The sequence below is a fragment of the Blastococcus saxobsidens DD2 genome (assembly GCF_000284015.1).
Lineage (GTDB): Bacteria > Actinomycetota > Actinomycetes > Mycobacteriales > Geodermatophilaceae > Blastococcus > Blastococcus saxobsidens_A.
Genome location: NC_016943.1, coordinates 3,758,170 through 3,780,600, shown reverse-complemented (window position 1 = coordinate 3,780,600; position 22,431 = coordinate 3,758,170). Strand labels below are relative to the sequence as shown.

Sequence of the window (22,431 nt, the reverse complement as noted above, 5' to 3'; positions counted from 1 at the left end):
CCCTAGACTTCCGCGACATGCCGTTCCCGCACATGCCGAAGGACCGCGACCGCCCGTGGGTCATGCGCACGTACGCCGGCCACTCCTCGCCCGCGGAGTCCAACGCCCTGTACCGGCGCAATCTCGCGAAGGGCCAGACCGGCCTCTCGGTCGCCTTCGACCTGCCCACGCAGACCGGTTACGACCCCGACGACGAGCTCGCCGTGGGCGAGGTCGGGAAGGTCGGCGTCCCGGTCACGCACATCGGTGACATGCGCGCGCTCTTCGACGGCATCCCGCTCGACGAGATGAACACGTCGATGACGATCAACGCCACCGCCATGTGGCTGCTCGCGCTCTACCAGGCGGTCGCGGAGGAGCACGGGCACGACGTCTCGCAGCTCGCCGGGACGACGCAGAACGACATCATCAAGGAATACCTGTCGCGGGGGACCTACGTGTTCCCGCCGGCACCCTCGATGCGGCTGATCACCGACATGGTCGCCTACACGGTGACGGCCATGCCGAAGTGGAACCCGACCAACATCTGCAGCTACCACCTGCAGGAGGCCGGGGCGACCCCGGTGCAGGAGATCGCCTACGCGATGAGCACCGCCATCGCCGTGCTGGACTCCGTGCGCGACTCCGGGCAGGTGCCGCAGGAGCGCTTCGGCGAGGTCGTCGCCCGCATCTCCTTCTTCGTCAACGCGGGCGTCCGGTTCGTGGAGGAGATGTGCAAGATGCGCGCCTTCACCCAGCTCTGGGACGAGCTGACGAAGGAGCGCTACGGCGTCGAGGACCCCAAGCACCGCCGCTTCCGCTACGGCGTCCAGGTCAACTCGCTGGGGCTGACCGAGGCGCAGCCGGAGAACAACGTCCAGCGCATCGTGCTGGAGATGCTGGCGGTCACCCTCTCCAAGGACGCCCGCGCCCGCGCCGTGCAGCTGCCGGCCTGGAACGAGGCGCTCGGCCTGCCCCGGCCGTGGGACCAGCAGTGGTCGCTCCGGCTGCAGCAGGTGCTCGCCTACGAGACCGACCTGCTCGAGTACGAGGACCTGTTCACCGGCTCCGTCGTGGTGGAGAAGAAGGTCGCCGAGCTCGTCGAGGGCGCGCGGGCCGAGATCGCCCGGGTGCAGGAGATGGGCGGGGCCGTCGCCGCCGTCGAATCCGGCTACATGAAGGGCGAGCTGGTGGCGTCCCTGGCCGAGCGCCGGCGTCGGATGGAGAGCGGCGAGGACGTCGTCGTCGGGGTCAACAAGTTCGACACCACCGAGCCCAACCCGCTGACCGCCGACCTGGACACCGCGATCATGGTCGTCGATCCCGCCGTCGAGGCGGCCGCTCAGGAGGCGGTGCAGAAGTGGCGCGCCGAGCGCGACCCGGAGCCGGTGCGGAAGACCCTGGACGCCCTCCGTGTGGCCGCCTCCTCCGACGTCAACCTCATGCCCGCCACCCTCGACTGCGCCCGCGCCGGGGTGACGACGGGGGAGTGGGCCGGCGTGCTGCGCGAGGTGTTCGGCGAGTACCGCGCCCCCACGGGCGTCGCCGCGGCCGCCGGCGGGGGCGAGGCCGACCAGACGCTGACCGACGTCCGGGAGCTGGTGCGGGCCACCGGCGAGGAGATCGGCGGCCGGCTGCGCTTCCTGGTCGGCAAGCCCGGCCTGGACGGGCACTCCAACGGCGCCGAGCAGATCGCCGTCCGGGCCCGCGACGCCGGGTTCGAGGTGATCTACCAGGGCATCCGGCTGACCCCCGAGCAGATCGTCTCGGCGGCCGTCGAGGAGGACGTGCACGTCGTCGGCCTGTCGGTGCTCTCCGGCTCGCACCTGCAGGTGGTGCCGGCCGTCCTGCGCGGCCTGCAGGAGGCCGGGCTGGACGACGTCCCGGTGGTCGTGGGCGGCATCATCCCCGACAGCGACGCCCGTCGGCTGCGCGAGCAGGGCGTGGCCCGTGTCTTCACGCCGAAGGACTTCGGGCTGAACGACATCATGGGGCAGGTCGTCGACGTGGTCCGCGACGCCCACGGCCTGGATGCGCAGGTTCCCGAGCCGGCCTGACCTCGGCTAGCGTGCTGGCATGAGCGACGGCGCACCCAGGGTCGAGCGGGACGGCGACGTCGTCCGCATCACGATGGTGCGGGCGGCCCGCCGCAACGCCCTGTCGCGGGAACACCTCGGCCAGCTCCTGGCCGCGGTCACCGAGGCCGGGGAGTCCGACGCGGCGGGCATCGTGCTCGCCGCCGAGGGGCCGGTGTTCAGCGCCGGCCACGACTTCGCGGACGTGGCCGGCGCCTCCCTGCCGGAGGTCCGCAGCCTGCTGGCGCTGTGCACGGAGCTGATGCAGACCGTCCAGGACGTGCCGCAGGTGGTGCTGGCGCGCGTGCACGCCCTCGCCACGGCGGCCGGCTGCCAGCTGGTGGCCTCGTGCGACCTGGCGGTGGCGGCCGAGTCGGCCGGCTTCGCGGCGCCGGGCGGCAAGGGCGGTTGGTTCTGCCACACCCCGATGGTCGCGATCGCCCGCAACGTCGGGCGCAAGCGGGCGATGGAGCTGGCGCTGACGGGGGACGTCATCGACGCCGCCACCGCCCTGGAGTGGGGCCTGGTCAACCGGGTCGTGCCCGACGACCGGCTGGACGCCGCGGTCGCCGACCTCATGGGCCGGGCCACCCGGGGTTCGCGGGCCAGCAAGGCCTGGGGTAAGCAGACGATGTACGCCCAGCTGGACCGGCCCGAGCGGGACGCCTACACGACGGCGATCGAGGTCATGGCCGCCGCCAGCCAGCTGCCCGGAGCGGTCGAGGGCATGTCGGCGTTCCTGGAGAAGCGGCGTCCCGTCTGGCCGGACTGACACGGGCCGTCGGTCCGCACCCGTGGGTCAGCACTCACATCAGCCGATAAGTGAGTACAAGCACGGTGCCACCACTCGGTTGTGAGGCCCGGAAGCGGTCGTCACTGAGGCCCGATTCGGTCAGGACGGCCTGAGCCGGGCTCTCAGGACTGCGGAGGCGCCGGCACGGGACGGTCCGGTGAGGAGATGCGGGTGTCGAACCGGGTGCTCGCCAGCTGACGTTCGGCGTGACCGATCAAGTCGAAGACCTCTCTGGCCAGGAACCCGGCGGTCTGGCCGCCCAGCTTTCTCCGCGTGAGCACCCCGGCATCAGTCAGCTCCTCCAAGCCTGCACGGGCTGCGACGTCGGATACGTCGAGGATGCGCTGCACCGTCGCAAGCGTGACCACCGGTGCTTCGGGGAGTCGAGCGAGTAGTCGAGCGGAGACAGAATCGGCACGCGGGACGCCTCGGAGTCCCTTCTCCTGGCGGTGGGCGCGCACGCGTGCGTCCCATTCTTGGGTGAGCGCAAGCACTTCGGCGGATACGAGCCTGGCTTGCTCGGCAGCGACCAATGCGGCCTCGAGGAAGACGCGCAGCCACGCCGAGACTCCTTCATGTGCTGCCTCGCTGCCTGATGGGCCGTCATACCGGTAGTGCGTGAGTCCCGCGATGTACTCCTCGGCCAGCGTTGCGAGGACGAGGCTGATCGGGAGAACCGACGAGGAGGTCAGTCCGCGACGGGTCAAGACGGTGTGGATCAGGGCCCGACCCACTCTGCCGTTGCCGTCGGTGAAGGGATGGATCGTTTCGAATTGCGCATGCACCAGCGCTGCCTGGATGAGGGGGGCATGCACGGAGCCGTTCATGTAGCGCACCAGATCGTCGATCATGGGAGCAACGAGGTCGGGCGGCGGAGGGACGAAGACCGCGTCGAGGGGGTGGTAGCTCGACCGTCCGATCCAGTTCTGGACACGGCGGATGCCGTGATGCTTCTCCTCCGGGAGCAGCGCACGGTGCAGTGCATCGATGTCGGGCATCCGGACGTGATCGGCCTGGGCCAGCCGTCCTGCTGCGTCCCGGAGCACGGTGATGTTGTTGGCGACGAGCCGCGCCTGCTCGCTGAACCCCTTGAGACCTTCTACCTGGGCGAGCTCTGCGAGGGCCACTTGCTGCGCACCTGGCGCCACTCCCTCGATGAGGGAGCTGGCAATGGCCTCGGACCGGAGCAGGAATCGGGACAGGCCTTGCAGCCCGGTGACGCCCGGCTGCGAGCTGACAGCTCGAACCGCACGTTCAGCGTCAGCTGCCAGCTCTCCCAGTACTGGGTCTACTCGAAGCGCTCGGTCGCCCAAGGGATCGGGGAGGTAGGACTGGAAGGGGCCGCTCTTGCGTTCACGCCGGGGCAGCATGGTGGACTCGGATGCTGGCCAGTACTCGGCTCGCCATCGAGCCATGGCGGGTTTCCTTCCCTCGGACCTCCGTTTCGGCAAGGTTAGCGACTATCCTTTGTAGAGCGCGCTACACAGCCAAGGAAACGCCGCAGCCCCGCGTCGGTCGGTCTCGAAGCCGGACTGCTCGAAGCGGAGGGTGCCGGCGTTCTCCGATACGGTGCGGACGACGTCGTCGCCTAAGCCTTCGGCCTTGGTCGCCGAGATCTCCAGCTCCACCTCCAGCTGCGCGCCGGTGGCCGACAGCCGCTGCAGCACCTGTTCCACGACGACGGCGAAGTCCTTGCCGTACGTCTGCGGGTCCAAGGTCCGCACTCCGAAGAAGCGGGTCTTCTGCGTCGGCGTCGGCCCGGCTACCTCCATCCCGGTGGCTCTCCGCCGGGGCAGGACGTCGACGTGCGTGCGTCGCCCTGGATCCTGGGCCATTCGAGGCGCTTCAGCCGATGGGCGCGCCCCTCCTCGCGGAGCGGCGGGCCCGTCGGTGACGTCCAGCTCAGTCCACCAGGTCGTCGCAGCCGGACTCGTGGGGCAGCAGCGGCCGGAGGACCACGGACCAGCGGGTGCCGTCGTCCGTCGTCCACGGGGTCGCGCCGGAGGCGTCGGCCGCGGCAGCGAGGACGGCGTCGGCCTGCTCCCCGGTGGCGGTCACGCAGGTGACCCCGGGCGCGATCGGCTCGCCCGGCAGCGGCGGGCCGGGCCACGCTACCTCCGGCTGGGGAAGATCCGGAGCCGGGTCGACGTAGGGCGAGACCAGCGCCGCCACCGCTTCGGGGACGTAGGGCTCGGGCTCGGTCACCCACTCGGCGCCCAGCACCTCGCCCGGGTTCCGCAGGGCGTCGACCAACGCCGACAGCTCGGCGCGTGCGGCCATCTGCTCCTCGGTCAGGCCGCTTCCGTCGTCCGCGGGCGCCGCCGGGCCGTCGTCCGGCAGGCGCGGCGCACCGATCCCGAGGGCGTAGACCTCCCGGGTGACGATCTCCCCGCCCGTGCGGACCGTGATGCGGGTGCTGGTGACGTCGGCGAGCGGTGGGCTGCCGAGATCGGTCGTCTCGGTGACGCCCGCGGCCAGGGCCTGCTCGACGAGCTCGCGCACCCCGCCGTCGTCGAGCTGGTAGAGCTGCAGGTTCGGCAGCGCGGGCGCGGGCCAGATGGCCGGCACCGGGCCGTCGGTGATCACCCGGCCGTCGGAGTACACCGTCACGCTGGGCACCCGGCCGGCCAGCAGGGCCGGGGTCGTGAAGCCACCGACCTCGCTGACCTGCAGCACGACCGTGGCCGGGTCCGGCTGCGGTTCCGGCGACGGGCCGGCGGCGGAGCCGCCGTTCCCGCCGTTCCCACCCTTCCCGGCGCAGGCGCTGAGCAGCAGGGCCAGCACCACGGCGGCTGCGACGTGCAGTCGATGGTTGCTCATACGGGTATGACGGGGCGGGCAGCACGAAAGGTTCCGGCCTTCTCCCGTCCTACCTGCCGAGGGCGGACAGCACCTCGCCGGCCGGACGGGGCCGGCCGAACAGGTATCCCTGCCCGTACCGGACGCCGCGGGCCACCAGGGTGTCCCGCTCTGCTGCGTCCTCCACTCCCTCGGCGATCAGGAGAGCGCCCGTCTCACCGGCGAACGCGACCATCGCCGAGGTCATGGCCTGGCGGGCGCGGTCGGTGTGCAGACCCATCACCAGCCCGATGTCGAGCTTGATCACGTCGGGATTCAGTCGAAGGATGTGCCGGAGGCTGGCGTACCCGGCCCCGGCGTCGTCCACGCTGATGGCGACGCCGGCGTGGCGCAGCCGCCTGGTGGTCGCGAGGACGGACTCGTAGTCGTCGACGGGGCTGTGCTCGGTGATCTCCACGGCCAGCGGGCAGCCTGCGTGCTCCAGCAGCGCGTCGACCACGGACGGGCACAGGAACGCGCCGGCCGAGAGGTTCACCGCGAGGGTCAGCTCCCCGGGCAGCCGGCCGGCCTCCGCGAGCGCGGCACGGACCGCGACCTCCTCCAGCTCGACGCCGACGCCGGTGGCGGCGGCCTCGCTGAACAGCTCCGCGGGCCCGTCGGCGGCCCACGCCGGGAACCGGCTGAGGGCCTCGTGGCCGATGACCTCCTCCATGCCGAGCCGGGCGCGGGCCGCGTCGAGCAGCCAGTGCACCCAGTCGTCGGCGAGCGCGCCGCCGGTTGCGACCGTCGTGGTTCCCCCCGCACCTGGCACGCCGCCCATTCTGGGCTCAGGTGACGGTCGCCACCACGACTTCCGGTACGGGTCTTTCCGTAACCGGTGGGCCCCTCCGGTCCGGCACCGGACCGGTACCGTCGTCGTCCGTGCGCCTGGTGATCGCCCGCTGCTCCGTCGACTACATCGGTCGGCTCACCGCCCATCTGCCGATGGCGACCCGTCTGCTGCTGGTCAAGGCCGACGGCTCGGTGTCCATCCACGCCGACGACCGCGCCTACAAGCCGCTGAACTGGATGACCCCGCCCTGCACGCTCAAGGACGACCTCGTGGACGGGGCGGGCACGTGGACGGTGACGAACAAGGCCGGCGAGCAGCTGGTCATCACGATCGACGCCGTCGAGCACGACCACTCCCACGAGCTCGGTGTCGATCCCGGGCTGCAGAAGGACGGCGTCGAGGCCGAGCTCCAGCGCCTGCTCGCCCTGCACGTGGAGACCTTCGGGCCCGGCTGGTCGCTGGTCCGGCGCGAGTACCCGACGGCGATCGGGCCGGTCGACCTGCTGTGCCGGGACGCCGGCGGCACCACCGTCGCCGTGGAGATCAAGCGCCGCGGGGAGATCGACGGGGTCGAGCAGCTGACCCGCTACCTGGAACTGCTCAACCGCGACCCGCTGCTGGCGCCGGTCCGCGGGGTGTTCGCCGCCCAGGAGATCAAGCCGCAGGCCCGTGTGCTGGCCACCGACCGCGGCATCGACTGCGTCACGGTCGACTACGCCGTGCTGAAGGGGACCGACGACCCCACCCAGCGCCTGTTCTGACGGTGGCCCGGGAGGTTACCGACCGGTAGTCGCGCGCAGCCCCGGAGCGGGGAGGTGAGAGACTTCCCCGCGATCACCGGCGGTGGGAGGAGAGGGCAACGTGGCCAGGGAACTGAACGAGGTCGGCGTCGTGGGGCTGGGCACCATGGGTGCCGGGATCACGGAGGTGCTCGCCCGGGCGGGCCTGTCGGTCACCGCCGTGGAGGTCACCGACGAGGCGCTCGCCCGCGGTCGTGGCCACCTGGAGCAGTCGACCGACCGAGCCGTGGCCCGGGGAAAGCTCGACCCGGCGGAGCGCGACGCGATCTTCGAGCGGGTCCGCTTCTCGACCTCGCTGGAGGACCTCTCGTCCGCGGAGCTGGTCATCGAGGCCATCCCGGAGCGGATGGAGCTCAAGGCCGAGGTCTTCGCCAAGCTCGACAAGATCTGCCCGCCGGACACCATCCTGGCGACGAACACCTCGAGCCTCTCGGTCACCGAGCTGTCCGTGGTCACCGGCCGGCCCAGCAAGGTCATCGGCATGCACTTCTTCAACCCGGCGCCGGTCATGAAGCTGGTCGAGGTGGTGCGCACCGTCGTCACCGAGCCCTCGGTGGTCGAGGACGTCGAGGCCCTCGCCGATCGGTTGGGCAAGGTCGACGTGACGATCGGCGACAAGGCGGGCTTCATCGCCAACGCGCTGCTCTTCGGCTACCTCAACCACGCGGTGTCGATGTACGAGAACCGGTACGCCAGCCGTGAGGACATCGACGCCGCCATGCGGCTGGGCTGCGGCCTGCCCATGGGGCCGCTGGCGCTCATGGACCTCATCGGCATCGACACCGCCTACGAGATCCTCGACACGATGTACAAGCAGTCGCGCAACCGGCTGCACGCACCCAGCCCGGTCATCAAGCAGATGATGACCGCCGGGCTGCTCGGCCGGAAGGTCGGCCGCGGCTTCTACACCTACGCCGAGGCCGGCTCCGCCGAGGTGGTCCCGGACGCGGCCACCCCGATCCCCGGCGGCGCCGCCGAGGGCGCCCGGCCGGTGTCGACCGTGGGCGTCGTCGGCTCCGGCACGATGGCCACCGGCATCATCGAGGTCGTCGCCAAGGGCGGCTACGACGTGGTCTTCGTCGCCCGCGCGGCCGAGAAGGTCGAGGCGGTCCGCACGGCGCTGGCCAAGTCGCTCGACAAGCAGGTCGTCCGCGGGCGGCTCGAGGAGGCCGCCCGGGACGAGATCCTCGGCCGGATCACCGGCACCACCTCGCTGGACGACCTCGCCGACCGCGACCTGATCATCGAGGCCGTCGTCGAGTCGCTGCCGGTCAAGGAGGCGCTGTTCGCCAACCTCGGCGAGATCGCCAAGCCGGGTGCCGTCCTGGCCACCACGACCTCCAGCCTGCCGGTCATCGAGTGCGCCAAGGCCAGCGGCCGCCCCGCCGACGTGGTCGGGATGCACTTCTTCAACCCGGCGCAGGTCATGAAGCTGGTGGAGGTCGTCTCGACGATCTCCACCGCGCCCGACGTCGCGGCGACCGTGCACGCGGTCTCGGCGAAGCTGGCGAAGCACGCGGTCTCGTGCACCGACCGGGCCGGCTTCATCGTCAACGCCCTGCTCTTCCCGTACCTGAACGACGCGGTCAAGATGCTCGAGGCCCACTACGCGACCGCGGATGACATCGACGCCGCCATGAAGGTCGGCTGCGGCTACCCGATGGGTCCGTTCGAGCTGCTCGACGTCGTCGGCCTCGACGTCTCCCTGGCCATCGAGCGGGAGCTCTACACCGAGTTCCGCGAGCCCGGCTTCGCCCCGGCCCCGCTGCTCGAGCACCTGGTGACCGCCGGCTACCTGGGCCGCAAGACCGGCCGCGGGTTCCGGGACTACGCCAGCCGCTGACGCGTGCCCCGTCGCCGCCCCCGGGCCGGTTCGCGATCCCCGGATCGTGCGCCGGGTGGGTCGGGGGTGCGCCGGCGGGGCGTCGAGCAGGTCGAGGAAGCCACGGACGGCGACTGGGTGGTGCGCGGGATCACCGGGGCGGCGACCGGCAAGACCTACCGCTGTCCGGGCTGCGACCAGGAGATCCGTCCCGGCACACCGCACGTGGTGACCTGGCCGGCGTACGCCCGGGACTCCGACCTCCAGCCCTGGGACGTCGACTCCGCCGCCGACTGGCGGCGGCACTGGCACACCGCCTGCTGGCGGGCCCGCGACCGTCGCCGCTGACGGGCGGCGGCCGTCAGCTCACGAGGACGGCGGTCACCACGACGTTGTCGCGATAGCTGCGCCGCTCGCGGTCGAACTCCCCGCCGCAGGTGATCAGCGTGAGCTCGGCGCGGGGTGTCGGACCGTAGACCTCCTGGGTCGGGAACCGGTCCTTCGGGAAGCGGTCGGCGCCGGTGACGGTGAAACGGGCCGTCGTGCCGTCGGCGCGGTCGACCAGCACCTCGTCGCCGGCCGCCAGTTCGTCCAGCCGGAAGAACACCGCGGGCCCGTCCCGCGAGTCGACGTGACCGGCGATCACGGACGGCCCGACGTCACCGGGGGCCGGCCCCCCGGCGAACCAACCGGCACGGGCGAAGTCCGCGGGCGGCACCAGCGCGCCGGCGCCGTCGATGCCGAGCTCGACCAGCGGGCTGTCCACGCCGATCGCCGGGACCCGCACCCGGACCGGCGGCGCCGCCGCACTCACCGTGCCGTGCCCGGTCACCACGGGGACCGGCGGGGTCGCGGTGGACCCCGCCGCGGGGACGTTCGCGCCGGGAGAGATCAGCGCGACCGTGCCGGCCACCAAGGCGGTGCCGGCGAGCAGTCGCAGCCACGGCTGCACCGGCCGCCGCGGCCGGCGGTGGCAGCTCACCGGGCGCGCCTCAGGAACCGGCGGCGTGCCGTGCCGGATCGCGGCGCGACCGCCGGGCCAGCAGCAGGCCGGTGAGGATCGTCAGGCCTGCGGCACCGCTCACGACGGCCGGGTCCACCTCGTCGGCCGCGGTGCCGCCGGCGCCCGTCTCGACACCGCCGGTCGGCACCACGCCCGAGCCCGCGGCGTCCAGGACCGTGCGCACGGTCAGCCCGCCCTCGGGTCGGTCCAGGACGAAGAGGCTGTACACGGAGCCCGGGGCCAGGTCCAGCGGCAACTCGGTGGGCTCGCCGTCCACCGTGAGCCGCACCGAGCCGGCGTCGCCGGGCACGGTGGCGTAGTCGCCGGCCTCGGCGAAGGCCAGACCGGTGGCCAGGTCCGTACCGCCGACGGCGGCGTCCAGCGTCGGTGCCGTGGCTGCGGCGGAGATGATCCGCACGCGGGCCTGGCCGGGCGGCGCGAGCGTGAGGTCGTCCTCGAGCACCTCCAGGCCCAGGTCGGCGAAGCGGCCGACCCCGGCGACGGTGCGAGCGTCACCGGAGCCGATCTCCACGGTGGTCGACAGCACCGGCGGAGCGGTCGGGTCGGCGCCGGCCTGCCGCATGCTCACCGCGTAGACCCCCGCGGGCACGCTCTGGTAGTCGGAGATGGTCCCGTAACCGACGCCGGGCACGGTGAGCAGCGCCGTCCCGTCGCCCGGGTCGGCGACCGAGTCGACGTACACGTCGACCGCCGGGGTGTCCGGCGAGAGGTGGGCCAGGCGCAGCAGCCCGTCCTCCTCGGCGGCGCCCGCCCCGGCGGGGGCGACGAGCAGGAAGCCGGCACTCAGTGCGGCGACGGACAGCACGCGGGTCAACCGGTCCACAGTTTCTCCAAGAGGTGGGGAGCGGACCGGGAAGCGGCCCTGGGGTCCATTCGCCCACTCGACGCGACTCCTGTCCAACCGAGCGTCACGGGGCGGCCTCGGCGACCAGCGCGTCGGGGTCCGATGCGTAGCGGTAGGACAGCAGAACGCCCTCCTCCGTGACCTCGACGCGGTCGGGGGCGAAGGGCGGGAGCTGGGCCTCCAGCCAGGTGCGTAGTTCCGCGGTGGCCGCTTCGCCGGCGCCGACCGGCGCGCTTCCCACGGCGTCGAGCAGCACGGTCCGCGCCGGCCCCTCGGCTCCCGCGGCCCGCGGGAAGGCGGCCACACCGAGGCCCTCCCGCGCGGTCAGCACCGCCAGCAGGGACAGCAGCCGCATGTCCACGTCGGCCGACCGCAGCACCGCGGCCGCCTGCTCCGGGGCGCGCATCGTGGGGTTGGCCAGCATCGCCTCGGCCAGCGCCCGCCGCCGTTCGAGGTGCTCCACCGTGGGGGTGCCGGGGGAGGGGTCGCTCAGGACGAGGCCATCGAAGCGGGCGACCACCCGGCCGCCGGGCCCGGCGGAGCCGTCGGACACCGTGAGGACGAGGCCGTCCGGGCCGGTGGGCCGGTCGGTCGCCACCAGGTCGTCGGGTGCTCCGGCGGCGAGCAGGTCGTCGCGCACGTCGCCCTCGGCGCGCAGCTGCGTGCCGGGAGGCAGTTCGCCGTCGGCCCAGTCCAGCAGGGAGGTGATCCCGGTCCCGGGGACGGTGTTCGTCGCCGGGGCGCTGTCCGGGGCGGTCGTCGTCCCCGCCGTCGGTGTGCCCGCCCCTCCGGTCGGTGGGCCGCCCTGGGCGCTGGACCGGTCCCCCTGCTCCGGCCCCGCCACCAGGGCGACCGCCGCCGCAGCCAGCACCGCGACGAGCGCCGCCACGAGGAGGAGCTGCCCGCGCCGGCTGCCGAGGGTGGCGCCGAGCGGTCCCCCGGCGCGGTGCCGGGGACGGTGCCGTGCACTGCGGGTCGGCACCGCACCTCCTCCCCGGCGTCCGTGGAGGTTCCGCGCGCAGGACGCCGGTCGGCCCGCGCGCGGTGGTGCGGTGGCTCGCTACCGCGGGTGGTGGGCCGCCGGCGTCAGCCCTGCGCCCGGACCGGCTGGTCGATCGACCGGGTGGCCGGGTTCGCGACCGTGGCGCCCGCCATGGACTCCGCGGTGGATTCCGACGGGCCGGAGTCGGGGCGCGGCGGCAGCGGCAGCTGCCGGGTCGTGGGCTCTCCCGCGCGGTGGCCGGCGGGGAACGTGGCGGTCACCGGGTCGGGACGCGTCGGCTGCCGTGCGGCGGCGGCCTCGCCGTCGCCCCGGGGCACCTGGACGGCGGGCTGCTGCCCGGTCTGCGGCCCGGCGACCGGGGCCGGTGCCTGGGGCCAGGCGGCGGCAGCCGGCTGCGGAGCCGTGGCGGGCTTGGCGGTCTGCGCCACGGGCGCGCCCTCCGCCGCAGGCTCCGCGGGGCGAGCGGCCGGCTCGGGGCGCCGGTCGGTCCCGGCGTCGTCCCGGGACTGCTGGGAACGGTCGCCCAGGTCCGGCAGGGTGTCCAGCAGCCGGCGGGCCTGGAGCAGCCGGCTGGTCAGCTCGTCGCGAACCTCGCGGATCGCCTCGGCGCGGGCCTCGGCCTCGGCGACGAGCTGGGCCGCGTGCTGTTCGGCGGCCGAGATCCGCTGGCGAGCGGCCTGCGTGGAGACCCGCTCCCGGTCCTCCTCGGCGCGGGCGGCCTCGGCGCGGCGGGCGCGCTGGGCGATGTCGAAGTCCTCCTCGACCTTCGCCCGGCGGGCCTGCGACTCGGCGTCGAGACGCGCGACCCGCTCCTGCGCCTTCGCGACCAGCTCGTCGGCGCGGATCTGGGCCTTCTGCGCGATCTGCTCGGCGCCCTGGCGGGCCTCGGTGATCATCCGCTCGATCTCGGCCTGCCCGGCCGCGTGCCGCTCGAGCAGGGCACGCTCCTCGGTGGCCGTCTGCTCGCGGACGGCCAAAGCGTCGATCTCGGCGGCGCGGCGGATCTCGCCGGCCTCCTCCTCGGCGAGCTGCAGCATGTGCTGGATGCGCTCGCTGATGTTCTCGAACGTCGGGGCCGCGGCGGTGGCGGCCTTGCGCCGGAGGGACTCGATCTCGCCGTGCAGCGCCGACAGCTGGCCGGCCATGTCGGCCGAGCGGGCGACCGCGGCGTCGCGATCGGCGAGCGCGATGCGGAAGTCCGCCTCCAGCCGCTCGATGGTGTCGGCCACCTGGCTGCGGTCGTATCCGCGCAGGACGACGTCGAACGAGTGCTGCGCCTCGTGCATCGGCAGATCGCGGGGGTCGCTCATGGGGTCATCCTCGCAGAAGGGGAGGGGCTCGTCACCGTTCCCGGGGTGGTCGAATCCCAGCTGTCCCGGACGTCTCGCGCGACACGCCGGACGGTGCCCGGTGGGGCCGGCGCGCGGCCGACCCCACCGGCGGCCGGAGTCCTCCCTCAGACTCCGCGGAAGCGGTTGATCGCCGCCAGGTGCTTCTCGCGCTTCTCGGCGTCCTTGACGCCCAGCCCCTCCTCGGGGGCGAGGGTGAGGACGCCGACCTTGCCCTGGTGCAGGTTGCCCTTGACGTCGCAGGCGGCCTGGCCGACCTCCTCCATCGGGTACACCTTCGACAGGGTCGGGTGGATCAGCCCCTTGTCGATGAGCCGGTTGGCTTCCCACGCCTCCTTGTAGTTGGCGAAGTGCGAGCTGACGATCCGCTTGAGGTTCATCCAGAGGTACCGGTTGTCGTAGGAGTGCATGTACCCGGTGGTGGAGGCGCAGGTGACGATCGTCCCGCCCTTCTTGGCGACGTAGACGCTGGCGCCGAAGGTGTCCCGGCCGGGGTGCTCGAAGACGATGTCGACGTCCTCCCCGCCGGTCAGCTCACGGATCTTCTTGCCCAGGCGCTGCCACTCCTTGGGGTCCTGGGTGTTCTCGTCCTTCCAGAACCGGTAGCCCTCGGCGGAGCGGTCGATGACCAGCTCGGCGCCCATCTTCCGGACGATGTCGGCCTTCTCCGGGCTGCTCACGACGCACACGGGGATGGCACCGCCGTTGAGCGCCATCTGGGTGGCGTACGAGCCCAGCCCGCCCGAGGCGCCCCAGATGAGCACGGTGTCGCCCTGCTTCATGGCCGCGCCGTTCTTGCTGACCAGCTGCCGGTAGGCGGTGGAGTTGACCAGCCCCGGCGCCGCGGCCTCCTCCCAGGACAGGTGGGCCGGCTTGGGCATGAGCTGATTGCTCTTGACCAGCGCCAGCTCGGCCAGACCGCCGAAGTTGGTCTCGAAGCCCCAGATCCGCTGCTCGGGGTCCATCATCGTGTCGTCGTGGCCGGCCGGGTCCTCGAGCTCCACGGACAGGCAGTGCGCGACGACCTCGTCACCGGGCTTCCACTTGTTGACGCCCGGCCCGACCCGCAGCACGACGCCGGCCAGGTCGGATCCCACCACGTGGTAGGGCAGGTCGTGCCGCTTGGTCAGCTCGGAGACCCGGCCGTAGCGCTCCAGGAAGCCGAAGGTCGAGACCGGCTCGAAGATCGAGGTCCAGACGGTGTTGTAGTTCACCGAGGACGCCATGACGGCGACGATCGCCTCGCCGGGGCCCAGCTCCGGGGTCGCCACCTCCTCGACGTGCAGCGACTTGCGGGGGTCCTTGTCCTTGGTGGACATCCCCTCGAACATGTTCTGCTCGTCCTTGCGGACCAGCACGGCGCGGTAGGACGCCGGCACGGCCAGGCCTCCCAGTGCGTCCAGCTCGTCGGCGAGGATGGCGTCCCTGATCTCGTTCACGCGAACTCCTGGGTCATCGGCGGCCGGGTCGGCCGGGCTCGGAGGGCGGTTGCGGTGGGGATGGATGTTACCGGTCGGTAACCGTTCCGGTGTGGTCGGTCAGTGAGCGGGCGCGGCGGCGGGCTCGACGAGCTCGACCAGGACGCCGCCGGCGTCCTTCGGGTGGATGAAGTTGACCCGGCTGTCCGACGTCCCACGCCTGGGGACGTCGTAGAGCAGGCGCAGGCCTCGCTCGCGCAGCGTGGCGCTGACCGCCTCGACGTCGTCCACCCGGAAGGCCAGCTGCTGCAGGCCCGGGCCGGAGCGGCCGATGAACTTCGCGATGGTCGACTCCGGGGTCAGCGGCGCGAGCAGCTGGATGCGGGTGTCCCCCGTGCCGACGGCGAGCATGGCCTCGCGGACGCCCTGCTCCTCGTTGGTCTCCTCGTGCACGGAGCGCACCCCGAAGGTCCGGGCGTAGAAGGCGATCGCCTCGTCGAGGTCCGGCACGGCGATGCCCACGTGGTCGATGGTGGTGAACAGCTCCGCGGGCAGGCCCGCGGCGCTGCTGTGATCGGCGTCGTTGGTGGTCACCGGGGCATCCTGACGCCACGACGTCCCGGACGACAGGTCGATGTGGCGGGCATCACCCGACCGGCGTGATCGCGACCACAGAACCGGCCCTGCCGCATGCCGGTGCGCCGTCCTATCCTTCCCGGAAGGCCTGACGCCGCGCCGGTCCCCGCCGCCGCGGTGCGTCCCGACAACGTGGCCGCCAACGGCGGCGGCCCGCCCCTGGAGGCAGCATGTCCCGCTCGGTCATCGTCAGCGGCGCCCGTACCCCGATGGGGCGGCTCCTCGGCTCGCTCAAGGACTTCTCCGCGGCCGACCTCGGCGGCGTCGCCATCAAGGCCGCTCTCGAGCGCGCCGGCATCTCCGGCGACCAGGTCGACTACGTGATCATGGGTCAGGTCATCCAGGCCGGTGCCGGTCAGAACCCGGCCCGCCCGGCCGCGGTCGCCGGTGGCATCCCGATGTCGGTGCCCTCGCTGACGATCAACAAGGTCTGCCTCTCCGGCCTCAGCGCGATCGCGATGGCCGACCAGCTGATCCGCGCCGGCGAGTACGACGTCGTCGTCGCAGGCGGCATGGAGTCGATGACGCAGGCTCCGCACCTGCTTGCCGGCTCGCGCACCGGCACGAAGTACGGCGACACCACGCTCGTCGACTCCATGGCCCACGACGGTCTCTCCGACACCTTCGACCAGGTCGCGATGGGAGAACTGACCGAGAAGGCCAACTCCCGCTACGACCTGACCCGCGAGGAGCAGGACGAGTTCGCCGCCGCCAGCCACCAGAAGGCGGCGCGCGCCGCCAAGGACGGCGTCTTCGCCGAGGCGGTCACCCCGGTCCTCATCCCGCAGCGCAAGGGTGACCCGATCGAGTTCACCGAGGACGAGGGGATCCGCCCCGACACCACCGCGGCGAGCCTGGCCAAGCTGAAGCCGGCGTTCGCCAAGGACGGGACGATCACCGCGGGCACCGCGTCGCAGATCTCCGACGGGGCCTGCGCGGTGGTGGTCATGAGCGCCGAGAAGGCCGCCGAGCTGGGCGTCACGCCGATCGCCGAGATCGGCGCGCACGGCGTGGTCGCCGGTCCGGACGCCACCCTGCAGAGCCAGCCGTCGCGGGCGATCCAGAAGGCCTGCGAGCGCGAGGGCATCACGCCTGCGGACCTCGACGTCGTCGAGCTCAACGAGGCCTTCGCCGCCGTCGGCATCGTCTCCACCCGCGAGCTGGGCATCGACCCCGAGAAGGTCAACCCCAACGGCGGCGCCATCGCGCTGGGTCACCCGATCGGCATGAGCGGTGCCCGCGTCGTGCTCGACGTCGCGCTGGAACTGCGCCGCAGGGGCGGTGGCGTCGGCGCGGCCGCGCTGTGCGGCGGCGGGGGCCAGGGGGACGCGCTGATCCTGCACGTGCCCGCCAAGGCGTGACGTCGGACGGCATCGCGGTCCAGCCCGACGCCTCCGCCGCCCCGAGGGGGCGGCGGAGTCGCCGCGCGGTCGACGTCCCCACGCTGGTCGCCGGAGCCCGGAAGGGCGACGCCCGTTCCGTGGCCCGGCTGATCTCCCTGGTGGAGGACGCCAGCCCGGCCCTCCGCGAGGTGGCGGCCGCCCTGGCCCCGCACACGGGGCAGGCCCAGGTGATCGGCCTGACCGGCTCACCCGGGGTCGGCAAGTCCACGTCGACCACTGCGCTGGTGCGCGCTCTCCGCCAGGCCGGCAAGCGCGTCGGCGTGCTCGCCGTCGACCCGTCGTCGCCCTTCTCCGGTGGCGCGTTGCTCGGCGACCGCGTGCGCATGCAGGACCACGCCGGCGACAGCGGGGTGTTCATCCGCTCCATGGCCTCGCGCGGCCACCTGGGCGGCCTCTCGTGGGCGACCCCGCAGGCCCTGCGGGTGCTGGACGCCGCCGGCTGCGACGTCGTGCTGATCGAGACCGTCGGTGTCGGGCAGTCCGAGCTGGAGATCGCCTCGCTGGCCGACACCACGCTGGTGCTGGTGGCCCCCGGCATGGGCGACGGCATCCAGGCGGCGAAGGCGGGCATCCTCGAGGTCGCCGACGTCTTCGTCGTCAACAAGGCCGACCGGGACGGCGCCGACCAGACCGTGCGCGACCTGCGCTACATGCTGTCCCTCGGCGGCCGGCACTCGGAGGCCGGTCACTGGCGGCCACCGATCTGCCGCACCGTCGCCGCCCGCGACGCCGACAACGGCGTCGAGGAGGTGCTGGCGAAGATCGAGGAGCACCGCCAGTGGCTGGAGGCCTCCGGCGAGGGGCACCGCCGGCGCAGCGAGCGGGCGGCCCGGGAGATCGAGGCGATCGCCCTGGCCACGCTGCGGGGGCGGATGGGTGACGTGCGCGGCTCCGCGGCGCTCGGCGCGCTGGCCGACGAGGTGGTGGGCGGGAGCACCGACCCCTACCGCGCCGCCGACGAGCTGCTCGGCCAGCTCTAGCCAGCGCTCCCCGGCGGGCCAGGGTGGCTCGTCAGGCCGGCGCCGGGCTCGGCTCCGGGACCGACGGCTCGGCGGGCGCCCGGCGCCGTGCGGTCAGCCGCTCCCAGGGCAGGATCGACAGGATCGCCACGCAGTGCGGCAGGAAGATGATCTCCACCCCGGCGTAGACCATGACGTGGAAGCCGAGCAGGAAGACCGCCAGGGCGATCCGGGCCCGGTCACTGCGCACCAGCAGCACGAGCGGGGCGGCGAACTCCAGGATCAGCATTCCCCACTGCGCGGTCGCCAGCAGGTAGGGCACGTCGAGGGTCCACTCGGACAGCTCCGTGCCACGGCGTACGAGCGCGCGGGTGAGCGTGGCCCCGGACGGCCAGTCGAGGCCCCCGAACCGGATCTTGGCCCAGGCGGCGAGGAAGTACGTCAGCATGATCGTCACCAGCACGGCGGCCATGGCCCAGCCGGCGGCCTCGGACGGGCGCCGGTCGCGGAACCGTGCCCGCCCGATGGTCGGTAGCACCGCCAGCGCGACCAGGTAGGCGATCCGGTCGTGGTCGACCTTGCCGAAGCTCATCGCGATCACCATCCACTCCAGGTAGAGGAGGAAGACAGCGGTGCCCAGCAGCCGCGGTGCCCGGCCGGTCGCGGCGGCGAGGGCAGCGAGCAGGAGCGCCCACTGGACGACCACCACGACGGTGGCGGTGGGGGTCGGGAGGGGCAGCAGCCGGCCGATGAGCAGCGGGTCGTACCACTCGACGGGCACGTCGGCGTGCGCCTTGACCCATGCGGTGGTGAGGAAGACGTCGACCGGGATGAACAGGTAGGCGATCGCGCGGAAGACCGCGATGCGGGCGAGCGGGACCGGCCGGAACCACCAGCGGTCCGGCGCCGCTGCGTCCGGGGACGTCGCTGTGCTCATGCGTCCTCCAGTTCGTACTCGACCACGACGTGGTCGGACCAGGTCCCGGTCTGCCGGCCGTCGATCAGCTCGATCCGGCGCTGCACGACCTGCACGGCCACCAGCTCCGGCGCGGACGGGTGCGCGTCGGCGAAGGACTCGGCCAGCAGCCCCAGCAGCTCCGGGTTCTCCTGGATCCGGTCCAGCTGCCCCTCGAACTCCGCGCGGCGCAGCCCGACCTGCCCGCCGGACAGCCGCACCTCCTCGCCGGTCGCGGTCAGCCCGACCGTGCGGGTGGAGACCACCGGGGCGTCCGGGTCGGCGCGGGTCGAGTACATCCGGAACGGGCCGAACGGGAACTCGTCGTCGTCGCCGAACAGGGTGCCGGCGAGCAGCAGGGCCAGGACGACGACCGTCGCGGCCAGCCGTCTCCGGCGCGCGGCCGGGGGCAGCCGGAGCACCGGCGGCTCCGCCGCAGGCCCGGGGCGGGAGTGGAACGACACGGGGGCAGGCTAGGACGGGCCGGAACCGGGAGGGGACTGCCGCGCGTGGCCGCCCGCCGGGGCGGCACAGCCGTCACAGCCGGAACTTGCGCTTCCTCCGCGCCCTCGTGAGGATCGCCGGGTGAGCGGGGCTGCGGGACGACCTGATGCCGTCGTCGTCGGGGCGGGGCCGAACGGCCTTGCCGCCGCCCTGCGCCTGTCGGCGGCGGGCCTGCGGGTGCGGGTGGTGGACGCCGGTGAGCGGCCCGGCGGTGGCATGCGTACGGAGGAGCTCATCCGCCCCGGCTACCACCACGACGTCTGCTCGACCGTGCAGCCCCTGGCCGTCGCGGCGCCGTTCTTCCGGGAGTTCGACCTCGAGAGCCGCGGTGTGCGCTTCGCGCACCCGGAGATCAACTTCGCCCACCCGCTGGACGGCGGGGGTGCGGCGCTGTCGTTCCGGTCGCTGGAGGAGACCGCGGCCGGCCTGGGGGCGGACGGCGACGCGTACCGCCGGCTGTTCGAGCCGCTGGTGGAGCACGGCACCGACATCGTCGACTTCTTCCTGACCAGCCGGCTGCGGTCGCTGCCCACGAAGAGCGTCGCGCAGATCGCGAAGTTCGGGCTGACCGGCCTGCCCAACGTGCGCTGGCTGTCGCACCGGTACTTCGACACCGAGGAGGGGCGGGTGCTGATCGCCGGCGCCGGCGCGCACGGGATGCTCGACCTCACCCAGCCGCTGACCTCCGCGCTCGGCATGCTGCTGGCGATGCTGTCCCACCACGTCGGGTGGCCGCTGATCGAGGGCGGGTCGCAGCAGCTGGCCGACGCGATGGTCACCGCGCTCGAGGAGCAGGGCGGGGAGGTGGTCACCGGCCACCGGGTGACCGACCTGCGGGAGTTCGAGGGCGTGCCGGCCGTGCTGCTGGACACCACGCCCGAGGACTTCGTCGCGATGGCGGGGGACCGGGTGAACGAGGGCTACCGCCGCTGGGTGGGGCGGTACCGGCACGGCGCCGGCGTGTTCAAGATCGACTGGATCCTCTCCGAGCCCGTGCCGTGGGCGAACCCCGATGTGCGCCGCGCGGGAACGATCCACGTCGCGGGGGACCTCGACGAGACGATCGAGGGCGAGCGGGCCCCGAACGAGGGCCGGATCACCGACCGTCCGTACGTCCTCGCGGTGCAGCCGACGGTGCCCGATCCCACCCGCGCGCCCGAGGGTGGGCACATCTTCTGGGCGTACGTGCACGTGCCGCACGGCTCCGACGTCGACATGACCGAGGCCATCGAGAACCAGATCGAGCGGTTCGCGCCCGGCTTCCGCGACACGGTGCTGGAGCGGTACACGAAGACCGCCGTCCAGATGGAGGAGTGGAACCCGAGCTACCTCGGCGGCGACATCTCCAACGGCCAGGCCACGCTGCGGCAGATGCTGGCCCGGCCGGTGCCGCGGTGGAACACCTACAAGACCCCGGTGACAGGGGTGTACCTCGCATCGGCGGCGACCCCGCCCGGGCCTGCGGTGCACGGTGCCTGCGGAGACAACGCCGCCCGCGTCGCGCTGCGGGAGGTCTTCGGCGTCCGGGAGATCCCGCCGCTGCGCCCCGCCGCCTGAACCACCGATATGCGCACCGATGCGGTTATCCCGCCCGCATAACCGCGTTCATGCGTATCGCGGTGCACTCAGCGCCGCCGCGATGCGGGCCACCAGAGCGACCGGGTCCCGGAGATCCGCCGCGGTCACGAACACCACGGTCCAACCGGCCGCGGTCAGCCGGTTCAGCCGCCGTCGGTCCTTGCCGACCTGCTGAGGTTCCCCGTGCCAGACGCCTTCGTACTCGACGGCGACCTTGTGCTCGGGCCAGCCGAAGTCGACCGCGGCGACGAAACCCGTGGCGTCACGGACCTCGTACTGGGCGACCGGCCGCGGGAGCGAGGACCGGTGCAGCAGCAGTCGTAGCCGGGTCTCCTGTGGCGACTGGGCCAGCCCGTCGGCACGTTCGGCCGCCAGCCGGATTCCGCGGCATCCCGGGCCGGTGGTCGCTGCGGCCGCCGCGCGCAGCTCGTGCAGCGTGACCAGGCGCGAGCGCAGGAACCGGTCAAGATGCACGACGGCCTCGTCCGGAGGCTGGATGCGGGCCAGATCCAGCGCCGTCCGCATCGGGGTCGTGACGAGGACGCCGTGCCGCTGCACGACCTCGTCGTCTGCCAGATGTCGGCGGGTCACGTGGACCCCGCGGACGGCGCCGCAGCGCCGCGCCGGAGCCAGCGTGCACTCGACCGGATCGTCCCGCTCCGCGGCATCGACATCCCACAGCACGGCCGCGCTCCGGCCGCTGAGCACCGCACCGGGCAGCAGCAGCCGGGCCACCGCCCGCGCGCGCCGGTGGTGGGTGACGGGTAGCGACGCGCAGGCGTACACGTCGGGGAAGAGGCGCGTCCAGGCCGAGCTGCGCAGCTGCGCCCGTGTCAGGCGCCCCCGCGCCACCTGCTCGGAGCCGCGAAAGATCGTCCCGCGCAGCTGTGCGGGTCGGACGGGGGTTCGGGTCACCCCGGCACCTTGCCGCTTTCAGTTACGGCGCGGCGGGCGCTGTCCACAGAAGCGATCAGCCCGACTGTGCGGCGTGGGCCGCCCTGACGCGCATGGTGGCGGTTATGGCGCCTTGATAACCGCCACCATGCGCATATCGGCGGGCACCAGGTGGGAAGCGCGGGCCGGTACCGTGCGGCGCATGGTCCGACCGCTGGGGCTGCCCTTCGACCCGATCGAACGGGCCGGGGAGACGTGGGAGCAGCGCTTCGGGCCGGCCTCGGCCATGCGTGCGGCGACGTCGATCTTCCGGGTGCAGCAAATCCTGCTCGCCCGCTTCGACGAGGTGCTCAAGCCGCACGGGCTGACCTTCGCCCGCTACGAGGTGCTCGTGCTGCTCACCTTCAGCCGGCGCGGGGAGCTGCCGCTGAAGGTCATCGGCAGCCGGCTGATGGTCCACCCGACCAGCGTCACCAACGCCATCGACCGGCTGGTCGCGGCCGGCTACGTGGACCGACGGCCCAACCCGGCCGACGGGCGCGGCGTCCTGGCGGCGATCAGCGAGCGGGGGCGGGCGGTGGTGGAGACGGCGACGAGGGCGCTGACCGCGCTCGACTTCGGCCTGGCAGAGCTCCCCGGGCCGGAGCGGGAGCAGCTGTTCGGCATCCTGCGGGCCGTGCGGCTGGGTGCCGGCGACGTCGACCAGGGGGGCGGCGACCCCACCTGCGTGACGGTCGACACACGATAGTTGGACGTCCTACTAT

22 protein-coding genes are annotated in these 22,431 nt (G+C 73.0%); 9 read left to right on the top strand and 13 right to left on the bottom strand.

From position 1 onward, the window contains the following. Positions 1-17: 17 nt before the first annotated feature. Positions 18-2,036, top strand: a complete 2,019-nt coding sequence (locus BLASA_RS17855; RefSeq protein ID WP_014377616.1) for a protein meaA — start codon at positions 18-20, stop codon at positions 2,034-2,036. A gap of 19 nt (positions 2,037-2,055) precedes the next feature. Next, a complete protein-coding gene (locus BLASA_RS17850) occupies positions 2,056-2,826 on the top strand; it encodes an enoyl-CoA hydratase-related protein (RefSeq protein ID WP_014377615.1) in 771 nt (256 codons plus the stop codon). Between the two features lie 143 nt (positions 2,827-2,969). On the opposite strand, the gene BLASA_RS17845 is transcribed toward BLASA_RS17850, so the two are convergent. The 4 genes from BLASA_RS17845 to BLASA_RS17830 form a co-directional block, all read right to left on the bottom strand. Beyond that, a complete protein-coding gene (locus tag BLASA_RS17845) occupies positions 2,970-3,974 on the bottom strand; it encodes a Fic family protein (RefSeq protein WP_269446674.1) in 1,005 nt (334 codons plus the stop codon). A gap of 333 nt (positions 3,975-4,307) precedes the next feature. After that, positions 4,308-4,619: a hypothetical protein gene (locus BLASA_RS17840; RefSeq protein ID WP_166486582.1), complete on the bottom strand. Its 312-nt coding sequence runs from the start codon at positions 4,617-4,619 to the stop codon at positions 4,308-4,310. A gap of 130 nt (positions 4,620-4,749) precedes the next feature. Next, positions 4,750-5,667, bottom strand: a complete 918-nt coding sequence (locus BLASA_RS17835) for a hypothetical protein (protein WP_014377612.1) — start codon at positions 5,665-5,667, stop codon at positions 4,750-4,752. 49 nt (positions 5,668-5,716) lie between these two features. Then, positions 5,717-6,457, bottom strand: coding sequence for an EAL domain-containing protein (locus BLASA_RS17830; protein WP_014377611.1), 741 nt, complete (start codon positions 6,455-6,457; stop codon positions 5,717-5,719). 110 nt (positions 6,458-6,567) lie between these two features. Between BLASA_RS17830 and nucS the strand changes: the two genes are divergently transcribed. The 3 genes from nucS to BLASA_RS17815 all read left to right on the top strand — a co-directional run bounded on the left by nucS (position 6,568) and on the right by BLASA_RS17815 (position 9,448). Further along, positions 6,568-7,239 carry an endonuclease NucS gene (gene nucS, locus BLASA_RS17825; protein WP_014377610.1) on the top strand — a complete coding sequence of 224 codons (672 nt, stop codon included), beginning with the start codon at positions 6,568-6,570 and terminating at the stop codon, positions 7,237-7,239. Between the two features lie 100 nt (positions 7,240-7,339). Then, positions 7,340-9,121, top strand: coding sequence for a 3-hydroxyacyl-CoA dehydrogenase family protein (locus BLASA_RS17820; RefSeq protein ID WP_014377609.1), 1,782 nt, complete (start codon positions 7,340-7,342; stop codon positions 9,119-9,121). Positions 9,122-9,187: 66 nt separating this feature from the next. Next, positions 9,188-9,448, top strand: a complete 261-nt coding sequence (locus BLASA_RS17815; protein WP_014377608.1) for a hypothetical protein — start codon at positions 9,188-9,190, stop codon at positions 9,446-9,448. 13 nt (positions 9,449-9,461) lie between these two features. Here the strand turns inward: BLASA_RS17815 and BLASA_RS17810 are convergent, their stop codons facing one another. From BLASA_RS17810 to mce, 6 genes are all read right to left on the bottom strand, one after another. Next, a complete protein-coding gene (locus BLASA_RS17810; RefSeq protein WP_166486581.1) occupies positions 9,462-10,082 on the bottom strand; it encodes a class F sortase in 621 nt (206 codons plus the stop codon). Between the two features lie 10 nt (positions 10,083-10,092). Continuing rightward, a complete protein-coding gene (locus BLASA_RS17805) occupies positions 10,093-10,947 on the bottom strand; it encodes a DUF4397 domain-containing protein (protein ID WP_231839489.1) in 855 nt (284 codons plus the stop codon). Between the two features lie 85 nt (positions 10,948-11,032). Beyond that, positions 11,033-11,950, bottom strand: a complete 918-nt coding sequence (locus tag BLASA_RS17800) for a hypothetical protein (protein WP_014377605.1) — start codon at positions 11,948-11,950, stop codon at positions 11,033-11,035. 104 nt (positions 11,951-12,054) lie between these two features. Beyond that, positions 12,055-13,281: a hypothetical protein gene (locus tag BLASA_RS17795; RefSeq protein WP_014377604.1), complete on the bottom strand. Its 1,227-nt coding sequence runs from the start codon at positions 13,279-13,281 to the stop codon at positions 12,055-12,057. A gap of 146 nt (positions 13,282-13,427) precedes the next feature. After that, the gene (ccrA, locus tag BLASA_RS17790) at positions 13,428-14,759 is read right to left on the bottom strand and encodes a crotonyl-CoA carboxylase/reductase (protein WP_014377603.1); all 1,332 of its coding nucleotides are present in this window, start codon (positions 14,757-14,759) and stop codon (positions 13,428-13,430) included. Between the two features lie 99 nt (positions 14,760-14,858). Then, a complete protein-coding gene (gene mce, locus BLASA_RS17785; RefSeq protein WP_014377602.1) occupies positions 14,859-15,332 on the bottom strand; it encodes a methylmalonyl-CoA epimerase in 474 nt (157 codons plus the stop codon). Positions 15,333-15,544: 212 nt separating this feature from the next. On the opposite strand from mce, the gene BLASA_RS17780 reads away from it, so the two are divergent. Both BLASA_RS17780 and meaB read left to right on the top strand, forming a co-directional pair. Then, on the top strand, positions 15,545-16,735 hold the full coding sequence (locus BLASA_RS17780; protein ID WP_014377601.1) for an acetyl-CoA C-acetyltransferase: 1,191 nt from the start codon (positions 15,545-15,547) through the stop codon (positions 16,733-16,735). Beyond that, a complete protein-coding gene (meaB, locus tag BLASA_RS17775; RefSeq protein ID WP_014377600.1) occupies positions 16,732-17,757 on the top strand; it encodes a methylmalonyl Co-A mutase-associated GTPase MeaB in 1,026 nt (341 codons plus the stop codon). Before BLASA_RS17780 ends, meaB begins: the two co-directional genes overlap by 4 nt. Before the next feature lie 31 nt (positions 17,758-17,788). Here meaB and BLASA_RS17770 read toward each other — a convergent pair whose 3' ends face one another. Both BLASA_RS17770 and BLASA_RS17765 read right to left on the bottom strand, forming a co-directional pair. After that, entirely contained in the window at positions 17,789-18,673 is an 885-nt protein-coding gene (locus BLASA_RS17770; protein ID WP_014377599.1) for an HTTM domain-containing protein, read from the bottom strand. Beyond that, a complete protein-coding gene (locus BLASA_RS17765; RefSeq protein WP_014377598.1) occupies positions 18,670-19,155 on the bottom strand; it encodes a hypothetical protein in 486 nt (161 codons plus the stop codon). The genes BLASA_RS17770 and BLASA_RS17765 overlap by 4 nt, the downstream gene beginning before the upstream one ends. Positions 19,156-19,276: 121 nt before the next feature. On the opposite strand from BLASA_RS17765, the gene BLASA_RS17760 reads away from it, so the two are divergent. Next, a complete protein-coding gene (locus BLASA_RS17760; protein WP_014377597.1) occupies positions 19,277-20,752 on the top strand; it encodes a phytoene desaturase family protein in 1,476 nt (491 codons plus the stop codon). Positions 20,753-20,800: 48 nt separating this feature from the next. On the opposite strand, the gene BLASA_RS17755 is transcribed toward BLASA_RS17760, so the two are convergent. Further along, the gene (locus BLASA_RS17755; protein ID WP_014377596.1) at positions 20,801-21,688 is read right to left on the bottom strand and encodes a hypothetical protein; all 888 of its coding nucleotides are present in this window, start codon (positions 21,686-21,688) and stop codon (positions 20,801-20,803) included. A gap of 181 nt (positions 21,689-21,869) precedes the next feature. Here BLASA_RS17755 and BLASA_RS17750 point away from each other — a divergent pair, with 181 nt between their 5' ends. Then, entirely contained in the window at positions 21,870-22,415 is a 546-nt protein-coding gene (locus tag BLASA_RS17750; RefSeq protein WP_014377595.1) for a MarR family winged helix-turn-helix transcriptional regulator, read from the top strand. Positions 22,416-22,431: the final 16 nt, after the last annotated feature.